We start from the raw sequence: 11,451 nt of genomic DNA, 5'->3' as shown, positions 1-11,451 counted from the left end.
TTTTTGACGATATAAGGATGTTGTATAGATCCCAGAACGAGCAATCAAGCGACTTTCTCAACTAAATAAAAATCGAAGTATGCAAAATAAAGAAAAAAACACCACCGCATATGCGGCAGTGCCCTGTTCATCCTATTTTTAGTAATTAAGATGGATTTCCCCAATATAAGCAAATTCAAGTCAATTATCGCAATGACGCGGGTACCTTCACTCCGATCAGCCTGCCTTCTGCCTGTATAATCATCATTCCGTTTGTCATAAGGGTTGCTGCATGCAGATCAGCATCCGTCTTGACTCGGAAGACCGGCTGCGTTGTCATCATATGGATACCGAGCACGGTTCCGTTACGCTGCGCCATGAACATGGCATTCCCATACACATCGATATGAGCTATGGGCGCGTCCCCTTGCCATCCGATCTGTTGACCATTCACCAGCTTGACTCCGGCTAAATTTCCCGATTTATCCTTGAACATAAGACGTTCCTTCACAATTCCGAGCATTTCCCAGCTGTCACCATAAGGTCGTTGAAAGCTGCGAAGCGGGGGCTCTCCGGCTTTATAGCTGTTAAATTTATATTCTGCTACCTTATCCCCTTGCTCAATGAACAGCTTGTCCCCTGTCAGGTATGCCCCGCCTGAATAGTAGCTATAGGGTGGTTCACCAGTCAGCTTCCAAACGTATTCCCGGCTCCCCTTCTTTACACCTGTTCTCAGATTAAACGCGTTTATGATCAACTTGCGTTCGGGCAGAGATTGATAATCAGTCAGCATCGGCGAGTAATGGTCTATCGAGTACACGAGTCCATCTTGTATTTTGAGTGCATCACCTTGGCCAAAATCCTCCCATAACAGCTTCCCCGTCTTCTTGTCGTAGGCATTTAGCTGAATAGAAGTGAGCGCTCCTTGAACGAAAAAGGTTCTAAGAACAACGTCATCGGCTTCTTCAAGATAAGTCGTGCCATTCCCTTCGGCCTTTCCTTCACCCGCCTTCCACTTAAGCTTGCCTGTCGATTTATCATAAGCAAAGGTAGAACTGCCATTAATCGCATATAACGTGTCTGACGTTGGTATTAATGCTTCCGTATATTCCCGTGCATCAACGTAGGTGGATGATTGAGCCTGCCATTTTAACTTTCCCGTCTTTGCGTTAACAGCATAAGGCTTCTTACCTGTCGTCATACCATAGATGATCCCTTCGTCATAAGTGATGATGGGGTCCAAATTTTTACCGTTACCGTGACTCCATAACCGATTCCCTGTCTGTGCGTCAACAGCAATCAGCTTGTTACCCGAAAATGCAAACACTTTCCCTTCTTCAGCAACAGCCTGAAGTTCTGATCCAACCTGATCCTGCTCCAAATAGTTATCGACCTGAATTGTCCAACCAGGCGTTAATTCAGGCACTTTGATTGCAGATCCGGAATACCAGGAACGTACAGATACATCTGCCTGTTCCGCACTAACGTATGAAGATGGAAGAATGTGTGCGCCATGAACAGTCAGTACACCAGCAGCTATGATCGCTAATATTCGCCTGATTCGCTTTTCTTTGTATTTATGATTACTGTGATTCTTTTTAGAGCTAATCATCCTTCGCCCTCCCAAATAGTACATAATCGTGCTACCTGACGATTAAACGCTTTAAGCGGCAAAAAGTTCCATTCACTAATAAAATAATCCTATAATTTCTATTTTAGTGTGCAAAGCGAGTTAGATAATTCGTCTATTAACTCTTCTACACATTCGCATCAGGAGCCTTGTCAGCTACTAGATTCAAGACGATGTTATGCTCGAGGTAAGCCTTTAGTCCACAAAGTACTATCGTATAGCCGCCCATATCATCAATGGCTCGTTGCACGATTTCATCCCCGCTACCTGTATATCCCGAGCTTGTGATTGTGACATAGGTCGTGTTATCTGCTGAGGAAGTAAATAGCCATTCCGTCTCCGTCTGATCTGACCATTCGAGTAGAATCCGTTTATTTTCATGCATTTCTTTGACATGAATTTCATCTGAGACGCCATACATTTCCCAATCCCAACGGACATGACTTCCCTGTTCCAATCTTCCACTACTCTGGGTGAACCAGAATTTTGTCGTAACGTCCGGATTGATAAAAGCTTCGAAGACCTTATCTATTGAGCTTCTAATCAACATAGCTGCTTTGACACTTGGTATCTGATTGAGAGTTGTCATTTATAAGTACCTCTTTTCATTTAGTTAATTAGATGATGTCGTTTTCTCAATATCGAAGAAACCACTATCGTTAGAGTCATCTATACTCTTGCTCGCTATGACTTCTCAAGCTTCATCATATGCGTTGATTTTATATGGCACGTCAACTGATGAAGGTAGCAACACAAACCACAATTGCTCATCAATACCTACTTCAGTTAGTTTAGCCTCATATGCATCACCGTCCATTGTTTCAACAGTTATTCTCGTGATGGCTGGGTTTAATATGTATCCAAAAACCACTGGAAAAGGAGTGATAACACCTTGCAGTTCAGGCAAGCTCATATAATGGACAGCAGACGGCTTACTAGAAGCTTCACTGTTTGAGAAATTTCCACCCCATACCCATTTCCACCCAAGCATCGTTTTTCGGACGTATTCAACCTGAAGATTTTTATTGTTTCCTCGTTGACTTGGCCTTGTCATGAAGAGAAGCATTCCTTTTCCCGTGAGTTCTTGATGGATCACATTGTAAGACAAACTACGATTTCGGAGTTGTCCAACGGCCTCTTCCGGAGTTTTGCTAAGAGGAATACGTAAAGCTGCATTTTCCATGCCTAATGCCTGTGACATACGGCGATCAGAAATGCCGCCCGGCCTTTCGATAACAAATAATCAGATCTTGATGTAACGAATGGTGCTCCGTTTCAATACTTCTATCGAACCAACTCAAACCCTGCTAAGATTTTGGATTGCTCCAAACAAACAATGGATGATATAATGAACCCGGATTACTAAAACGGTTTCGATAGCGCTTTCTTAACCTAATACAATTACATACCAGAGGTGACTTGTGAAATATAACAACCCGATTATCAAAGGCTTTTATCCCGACCCGAGTGTCTGTAAAGTAGATGATACCTACTATCTTGTATGCAGTTCGTTTCAGTTTTTCCCGGGTGTCCCACTCTTTGAGAGTATGGACTTGATTAATTGGAAGCAAATCGGACATGTATTAACGAGAAAGAGCCAAATTATGCTGGATAAGGTAAACAGCTCAGGCGGCGTTTTTGCACCTACAATACGGCATAACAATGGGCGCTTCTATATGACCACCACAAATGATACGACCCATCAGAATTTCTATGTCTGGACAGATGATATTTATGGTGAGTGGTCTGATCCGATCTACATTGATCAAGGAGGTATCGACCCCGATCTGTACTTTGAGGATGGCAAGGCCTACTTCATGAGCAACGGAAGCGACGACGACGGTACGGGTGTTATTCTTCAATGTGAGATTGATATCGAAACTGGCCGCAAATTATCTCCTAGTCTCCCTATATGGAAAGGTACGGGTGGTCGCTTTCTTGAAAGCCCGCATATGTACAAAATTAATGACTGGTATTATTTATTAGCCGCTGAAGGTGGAACTGAATTTGGTCATATGGAGACCTATGCTCGCTCCTCTTCTCTTCACGGACCTTTTGAACCGTATGCTCATAATCCGGTACTAACGAACCGCAATCTGGGTGGTTACGAAGTTCAAGCCGTTGGGCACGGTGATCTGATTCAAGATCAGGAGGGCAGCTGGTGGCTCTTCCACCTTGGTTTCCGCCAGATTGGCAAGTGGATTCCATATCATCATCTGGGACGCGAAGTATTCCTGACTCCAGTTACTTTTGGCGAGGATGGCTGGTTTACAGCAGGTCATAACGGCACGACACTAACAAGCTTTGAAACTGACCGTATCCCAGAGCATGTTGTACAGGATGAGAAGAAAGAGTATACCTTTGAGAATACAGAATGGAGCCTGGACTGGTCCTATCTTCGTCATCCTCACTTCGAGAATTATAACCTGGAGAAGGACAAACTGACACTTAAAGGGACGGAAGTTACACTAGATCAAGCAGAATCTCCAACCTTTGTAGGCTTAAGACAAAGAGATTTTAATGCAGCCATTTCTTGTGATGTTAGCCTTACAAGCGGTGAAGCGGGAATCACACTTTATATGGATGAGAATCATCGTTACGACCTCGCAATTCGCCAAAGTGAACAAGGCTATGAGGTCATTGAGCGTCTTAACATCGGGGATATCAAAGCGATTCAAACGACGATACCTTTAGAAGACAGCAATCGCGCTACACTTATGGTTCAAGCTGACCATGAACGCTATAGTTTCTTCCTTCAGCTCGGACACCAGCAGACTCCACTCGGAACAGCTCAAACAAAATACCTATCCTCTGAGGTCGCTGGAGGTTTTACAGGTGTAGTCATTGGCTTGTATGCTTGTGGTAAAGGATCTACTGCGGAGTTCACGCAATTCAGCTGCAAATACCAATGAAATTAACTTGTAGGAGAACAACGGAAAAAAGCCGCCTTTTATGTAAAGGCGGCTCTTGCTCCTAAGCTTTTATATCATATTTTGTGTCATAATCAATCACTAGTGTTACTTATAGCCAATACCTTGATAATAATATCCTAATGATTTCATCATTTGTGCATCAAGCATATTTCTACCATCAAAAATATTAGGCTGCTTCATGTGCGAGTGTAGCATCATCCAATCAATGCCTTTAAATATCGGCCATTCAGTACATATGAATACAGCATCTGCATCGTTAAAGACGTCCTCCGGTGCTTGTGCAATATTAACCTTGTCATATTTCGATTCAGCAGGCAGCTTTGCGATCGGATCAAACAAATGGACTGTAGCATGATGATCCATCAATTGCTGAATTAACCGCAGAGAAGGTGCTTCCCGAATGTCATCTGTATCTGGCTTAAACGCCAAGCCCAATACTGCCACCTTTTTGCCCGTAAAGTCTCCAAGCTGAGCCTTAGCCTTGTCCAGCAAATATAAATATTGTGTTTCATTTACGCTCATCACCTGTTTGAGTATCTGCAGCTCCATGCCTTCTTCTTCTGCCTTATGAACCAATGCCGCTACATCTTTCGGAAAGCATGAACCACCATAACCGATCCCTGCCTGCAAGAACTTGGCTCCAATTCTTGTATCGTACCCCATTCCTTCAGCGACATCCTTGATATTAACGCCCAGCTTGTCACTTAATCTGGAAAGTTCATTCATAAAGGAAATTTTCGTTGCGAGGAACGCATTTGAAGCATATTTTATAAGTTCAGCAGTCCGGGGAGTTGTTTCAATGGGTTCACATTTCATAGAAGAATAAAGTGTTCGTAGCTGCTTAGCTGCTGCATCATTTGTCGTACCTATTACAATACGATCGGGATTTAATGAATCTTCTAGTGCCTTACCCTCGCGTAAGAACTCAGGATTGGAAGCAACATCAAAGGGATAGCCTTGTTGAGTCTCAGTGATCCACTCCGTAACTTTCTCCTGTGTTCCAACGGGAACCGTACTCTTGTTCACAATGAGTTTATACCCGTTCATATGTTGACCAATATCTTGAGCGACCTGCTTCACATAAGTCAAATCTGCACTTCCATCCGCCCGAGAAGGAGTGCCTACACATATAAAAATAACATCGTTATTCTCTATAGCTTCCTTCTTGTCAGAGGTGAAGTTGATATTTCCAAGTTGATTATGCTTTTGAAGTAGTTCTGTCAGTCCGGGTTCATGGAAATAAAGGATTCCTTGCTTCAATTGATTGAGTTTACGGCTGTCCGTATCCAATCCCGTAACCTTCCAGCCCATCTCAGCAAACACCAGAGCTGTCGTCGTACCGACATACCCGGTGCCTATAACAAGTATCTTCACTCCTCTCCTCCTCCCTTTTCTTCCGTTCCAACAATTGCAGAGCCGGACCCAACCACCATTTTCAAAATGGGCTGAGAAAGTTTATTCAGATGAACATGGCTAAGGAGAATACTGTCTTCAATTACACAGTCCTTAACTGTAGATCCCTCTCCGATGGAGACATAAGGTCCAATGACTGAATCTTCAAGGATACTGCCTTGATCAATCGAGACAGGTGAAATGATTTTCGTGTTTTTTAGAATAACGGAAGGATGAATATAATTTTCAGATGGCATCTCTTTTAGCATTTTTCGATTGGCCCCGATCCAACGGTCCATTGTTCCGACATCAATATTTGAAATCTCTGCTTTATAGAAGGACACCGGATAGTCATTTTGAATCAACCACTGAATAGCGTCCGTAATCTCATATTCACCTCTGGCCGAAGGCTTGACCATTTCAGACGCTATAAAAATAGAAGGAGAGAATACATAAGCCCCGAGCACAGCTAGATTGGATCTTGGCTTCTTTGGTTTTTCCTCCAGCATAGTGATCTTCTTACCGACCACCTCAGCAATGCCATAATCCTGAGGGTTATCTACTTCTGCTAATAACAGTGCAGCGTGATTACCTTGCAGTTCGACCTGCTCTTTTAATTTCGATAACGAAATGGAGATCAGATTGTCTCCCAGCAGCAAAATGAATGAATCCTGACCGATGAAATCCTTTGCCTGCAGCAGTGCGTTTGCAATTCCCTCCGGCTTATGCTGGTAGATATACGTAATGTTAATATTCTCGTGACTTATTTTTTGTAAACTCTCTTTGATGATAGACTCCTGGGAAGGATGAATCACGATTCCGATTTCAGATATATTTTGCTCCGTTAATTTATCGATGCATCCATGAAGCAATGGCACGTTTGCTACGGGAATCAAGGTTTTCGGATAAGATATCGTGAAGGGATACAATCGCGAGCCTTTTCCTGCACATAATATTAATCCCTTCAATATGGTTTCTCTCCTCTCTATTACTTTCTCTTTATACTCTATGTAAATACAGTAGATTTGGATTGGATTACTATCTACCACTTGCACATAATAATCGCATTAAAAATGGCCTCATAAGGGGCCCATTCCATCCCTAATTTAGCCGCATAAGATAGTGAAAAGAAAATTTTGAGTTATTTGAGGAGGTAACTTCATACTTTGAAGATCGTTCAAGTATCAACAAATTCCCTGCCCGTCCCCCCCGAAGATTACGGCGGTACACAGCGAGATATTCATTACCTTACAGAAGAGTTAATTCGAAGGGGCCATGAAGTCATTCTGTTTGCCAAAAAAGGATCGAAGTGCCGTGCAACGAAGACATTCGAGTATCCTACGGATGATAAGGATGAACAATTGGATTTTATAATCCAAAATATTCCTTCCGATGTTGATATTATCCATGATCATTACGGAATTGTAGCAAGAGCCAATCCTCCGATCCCCACCATTCGAAATTCTCATTCTAAGAAAGCAAAAGGAACCCAGATCCCCGTATTCGTCAGCAAAAAGATAAGGGACAAAAACAAAAAAGGATACTTCGTGCATAACGGGATACGTGTCAGCGACTACCCTTATAAGCAAAAGAAAAAGGGTTATCTGCTTTTTCTAGGAAGAATCATGAGCGAAAAAGGAGTTCACCTAGCTGTAGAAGTCGCACAAAAAACAGGAAAAGAGCTTATTATTGCTGGAACATTTAACAATAAACCAAAGTATGAGCAATATTTCAACGAGAAAATCAAGCCTCACTTAAATGACAAAATCAGATATGTAGGACCTGTAGGCGGCACAGAGAAGATGAAATTGTTATCCGAGGCTAGCTGTGTATTATTCACATCTACTTGGAATGAACCCTTTGGTCTGGTTCTTATCGAAGCTTTGGCCTGCGGTACTCCAGTGCTCGGTTTTAAAGCAGGAGCGGTTCCTGAGGTTCTAAGAGGCTTGCCACAGTTATTATGTAATGATGTAAATGAAATGTCCCGGAAAGTCCGCGCAAGAAAATTTCCTACACCAAGAACTTGCCGTCAATATGTTATTAAGCGTTATTCAGATAAAGTGATGGCGACCAATTTTTTAAAGCTGTACAGAAAAGTTCTAACAAATAAGGAGTACAAAATTAAGAAGAACTCAACATGGAATACGAGAAGGAACAGCCTGGATAAAGGAGTTGAGTAACTTAATATGGCTTCCATCATTGCATGTACGATGAGACCTGAGTGTATGGACAACATTTTCTCGAATTATGAAAGGCAGGAATGGCCGAACAAGGAAATGATTATTATCCTGAATAACAACAAAATGAGCCTCAAAAAATGGAGAGAGAAAGCCAAAAATTATGAAAATGTGAGAGTCTACAAGCTGCCGGAAAAATACACATTGGGTAAATGCCTTAACTGGGCTATTGCACGGGCCAAGGGTTCCTTTATAGCCAAATTCGATGACGATGACTATTATGGCGCCCATTATATGAAAGAATCAATCCTTGCCCTAAAGGCCAAAAAAGCGCCGATTGTTGGCAAGCATACCACTTATCTATATTTTGAAGAGAAAAAAGCACTCATGGAATATCGCCCAGGGAAAGAAAATGTAGAAGGGTCAAGGGTTAAAGGAGGGACTTTATTCTTTCGTAAAAAGGTCTGGAAAGATATAAAGTTTCCAGAGAATACAATCGGAGGATCTGATGCCAAATGGTTGAAGGCGTGCTATGAAGCCGGGTACAGAGTTTACTGCGTTTCAAAAGAAAATTATGTTTGTATCCGCAGAACGGATATCCAATCCCACACCCAAAAAAAAGAGACGGAAGATTATATGAAACAATGTAAATTGATTGTTTATACCGAAGATTTCATACAGCCAACAACCGTTTATTTCTCTGATGACGGAACCAGACTTGAGACGAACAGTATGAAACCAAGAACTAGATTAAAGTGGTCATAGAATCAAATTAACAATAGAATGTGCACGTGTCAGGCTGCATATCATTCATCATTCGATAAGCAGCCTCGATACATAAGATATCTAAAAAGGATAGGCAAGGCATTTGTTATCGATGTTTTCGAACACTTTCATATTCAATATATTTTTTCAACCAGCCAATGTCCTGACTCTTATATCGTTTTAACAGTTTGTATTTCTTCTTTAACACTTCTTTATCGAGCTTTTGTTCAGAACGCTTAAAAATATATAGCTTCTCCTGTGCAATGTCTTTTACAACTTCATGCAGAGCTTGATGCTGTGTGTGGCCGTATTCCCCCCTTTTGTTATGAGTAACAATCATATTTATTTGAGGATTGGCCCTAATTACTTTTAGGATGTCTTTCTTTAGTGCTTTGCGGTCAAAACCGCCTCCCCATCTATCTCTATAGTCCCACATTTCAAACTCAGCTCCGATATCTTTCATGACCTGCTTAAACTCCCGGGAGCGGACTTGATGTTGACCGTTTGTTACACATATCACTTTCCAGCCTTTTTCCGCGATCAGGGCAGCTCCTCCGAATATGATTTCATCATCCGGATGGGCGACAATCATAAGCTTATCTATCATTTCTCCCCCTCCAGTGATTACAAAATTGAGTTGTACAAAGTCATCAGTTTATCGACAATAGCTGATATATTAAACTTGGCAATAACAAACTCACGTCCTTCTTTTCCCAATTGAGCAGATGATTTACTTGAGCGCAGTGCGTTTGCAATAAGAAGCTCGATTCTCCGGCTGTGCACGGTTTGTTTTGCTCTGTGATCTCCGAAATAATATTTCCATGCCTCTTTGAAATTTTCCGGTCTTAAAATGCCAAAGATCCCCTTGCTGCCAATTGCGATTACCGGGCGTTTACACGACATCGCTTCAAGGGCTACACGTCCAGTACCGACAACAACATCACTTATAGAAAATAAGGATGCAGTATCAAGACGTTCTCCGAGAACATGGATTCGCTGATCATGCTTTCTTGCCGCCTGTTTCCTGACTGAATTCAGATCCGGACCTCCGCCAACGACAATAACATGTACGTTATCCCTTGTATCCATGTATCGCTGCGCCGCGCGAACAAACAATTTACAGATGTCCCCTTTCTCGTCTTCCAATCGGCTCACATACAACAGTACTTTTGATCTCTGTGGAATATTCAGTTTATTGAGCAGCTCCTTGTTTTTTCGGTATGTGAATTGAGTGGTATTTATGCCGTTCGGTATAACGATGGAGGATATATTTTTCTCTTCCAGCCACTTTTTCACGGGTAGACTGACACTAACCACAGCGCTGCGCTCATCACATCCCTTCATTACCCTGCTAATCAAGGAACGTGGATAATAGGTTCCATGAATAGTGAAGACAAAGGGGATCTTTAGCTTCTTGCTGAGACGGCTGCCGAGTACTCCTGTCGTTTCATGGTGAGCATTGATAATATTGATCTTATGTTTCCTGATCCAGCTCTCGAATCTTGACGGGTTTCTCATATTTGTATACGTAGTACAGCCAATCGATTGAAATTTAGACAGTAAACTTCCTTTTTTCCCTGCGACAAAGACGGTAAGATTACGCTTTAACATTTCTTCAACGACAGCTGAGACATAGGTTTCAGTTCCACCTACCTCAAATTTGTCAATAATCATAAGCAAACGAATAGCTTGCTTGTCCATACTTCCCCTCCTCTCCACTTCACGTAAGAATCTCAAACTCTATTCTACATACTATGGCGTAAATAGATTATAGGTCACGGAAAAGCGTCTAATTATTGAATATCTGCAAGTTATTTCACATCAAAAAAAGAAGAGCCCTCCTCCTGAAGGCCCCTCGATTCTACTTTTCATAATCGTCAGATTCGTCTCCATAATACTCACCATCGGAATCGAAATCATTCATCGTGATGTGGATGCTGTCCTGAAGATTGGTAACGACTCTGCCGTCTGCTTTTTGAATATGGATCGGTCATGGAACTTTAGGCTATATGACACCGGTGCAATATCGCTATGAAGCCCTTAAAAATGTTGTTTGATTTTCTGTAAGGTCTAGTGAATCTGTATAATTCTATTAAAAGTAGATAATAGTTTAATCAAAGCAGCAGAATAATGCATATATTGCAAATATGATACAGGATGGGAGGTGCGTGATTAATAATAATTTCAAGGAACTTCTTATGATAATGGTTCTTCCAAAACCCTCGCTGTCATTCTCGTATTGTTTATTCTGCTTGTAATTATTGTTAGAGCTTTCAAATGGTCTTAATTTGAAAATGTAATTTTGAATCCTTCTGTTAACCTAAGGAGGAGGTGAAAAATATGAATGAAATGACTAAAGAATTTCTTAAAAGAAAAAAAGTAAAAGTTGTCGTTCTGAAGCCTGGTGAAAAAGCACTTGTCGTATGTAAACACCGTCGTCATAACAAACATCATAACAAGCATAGAAGATTTTATTCTTAATTAAGTTGACTATTCCTCAATTGATCAGGATCTATCTGGGATAGTTCCTGATTATTTTTATAACAGAAACAAAACAAAAAACATTAACCTCATG

The 11,451-nt window shown here is 41.5% G+C and carries 11 protein-coding genes; 4 read left to right on the top strand and 7 right to left on the bottom strand.

Going from position 1 to position 11,451, the window contains the following annotated elements; all coding sequences use genetic code 11:
* Positions 1–184: 184 nt before the first annotated feature.
* The 3 genes from BM415_RS07040 to BM415_RS07030 form a co-directional block, all read right to left on the bottom strand.
* On the bottom strand, positions 185–1,591 hold the full coding sequence (locus BM415_RS07040) for an outer membrane protein assembly factor BamB family protein (protein WP_091156116.1): 1,407 nt from the start codon (positions 1,589–1,591) through the stop codon (positions 185–187).
* A 145-nt stretch (positions 1,592–1,736) separates the two neighbouring features.
* Entirely contained in the window at positions 1,737–2,198 is a 462-nt protein-coding gene (locus tag BM415_RS07035) for an SRPBCC family protein (RefSeq protein WP_091156114.1), read from the bottom strand.
* Between the two features lie 105 nt (positions 2,199–2,303).
* Positions 2,304–2,792 (bottom strand): hypothetical protein, encoded by a 489-nt coding sequence (locus BM415_RS07030; RefSeq protein WP_139236962.1) that lies wholly within the window; start codon positions 2,790–2,792, stop codon positions 2,304–2,306.
* Between the two features lie 238 nt (positions 2,793–3,030).
* Here BM415_RS07030 and BM415_RS07025 point away from each other — a divergent pair, with 238 nt between their 5' ends.
* Entirely contained in the window at positions 3,031–4,521 is a 1,491-nt protein-coding gene (locus BM415_RS07025) for a glycoside hydrolase family 43 protein (RefSeq protein WP_091156109.1), read from the top strand.
* A 105-nt stretch (positions 4,522–4,626) separates the two neighbouring features.
* Here the strand turns inward: BM415_RS07025 and BM415_RS07020 are convergent, their stop codons facing one another.
* Both BM415_RS07020 and BM415_RS07015 read right to left on the bottom strand, forming a co-directional pair.
* On the bottom strand, positions 4,627–5,916 hold the full coding sequence (locus tag BM415_RS07020; protein WP_091156106.1) for a UDP-glucose dehydrogenase family protein: 1,290 nt from the start codon (positions 5,914–5,916) through the stop codon (positions 4,627–4,629).
* Positions 5,913–6,902: a sugar phosphate nucleotidyltransferase gene (locus BM415_RS07015; RefSeq protein ID WP_170862387.1), complete on the bottom strand. Its 990-nt coding sequence runs from the start codon at positions 6,900–6,902 to the stop codon at positions 5,913–5,915. The genes BM415_RS07020 and BM415_RS07015 overlap by 4 nt, the downstream gene beginning before the upstream one ends.
* A 393-nt stretch (positions 6,903–7,295) precedes the next feature.
* On the opposite strand from BM415_RS07015, the gene BM415_RS07010 reads away from it, so the two are divergent.
* Positions 7,296–8,114, top strand: a complete 819-nt coding sequence (locus BM415_RS07010; protein ID WP_139236961.1) for a glycosyltransferase — start codon at positions 7,296–7,298, stop codon at positions 8,112–8,114.
* A 6-nt stretch (positions 8,115–8,120) separates the two neighbouring features.
* Complete coding sequence (locus BM415_RS07005; protein WP_091156099.1) at positions 8,121–8,876, top strand: glycosyltransferase family 2 protein; 756 nt, start codon at positions 8,121–8,123, stop codon at positions 8,874–8,876.
* Between the two features lie 106 nt (positions 8,877–8,982).
* Here the strand turns inward: BM415_RS07005 and BM415_RS07000 are convergent, their stop codons facing one another.
* Together BM415_RS07000 and BM415_RS06995 are read right to left on the bottom strand one after the other, a co-directional pair.
* Positions 8,983–9,483 (bottom strand): PIG-L family deacetylase, encoded by a 501-nt coding sequence (locus tag BM415_RS07000; RefSeq protein WP_091156097.1) that lies wholly within the window; start codon positions 9,481–9,483, stop codon positions 8,983–8,985.
* A 17-nt stretch (positions 9,484–9,500) separates the two neighbouring features.
* The gene (locus BM415_RS06995) at positions 9,501–10,577 is read right to left on the bottom strand and encodes a glycosyltransferase (RefSeq protein WP_091156095.1); all 1,077 of its coding nucleotides are present in this window, start codon (positions 10,575–10,577) and stop codon (positions 9,501–9,503) included.
* 639 nt (positions 10,578–11,216) lie between these two features.
* On the opposite strand from BM415_RS06995, the gene BM415_RS25005 reads away from it, so the two are divergent.
* Positions 11,217–11,357: a hypothetical protein gene (locus BM415_RS25005; RefSeq protein WP_170862386.1), complete on the top strand. Its 141-nt coding sequence runs from the start codon at positions 11,217–11,219 to the stop codon at positions 11,355–11,357.
* The last annotated feature ends 94 nt before the right edge of the window (positions 11,358–11,451 follow it).

It is taken from the genome of Paenibacillus sp. 453mf (assembly GCF_900116105.1).
In the GTDB taxonomy this organism is placed as follows: Bacteria; Bacillota; Bacilli; order Paenibacillales; family Paenibacillaceae; genus Paenibacillus; species Paenibacillus provencensis.
The sequence above is the reverse complement of the archived record's forward strand: the minus strand, read 5'-3'. Positions and strand labels throughout refer to the sequence as shown.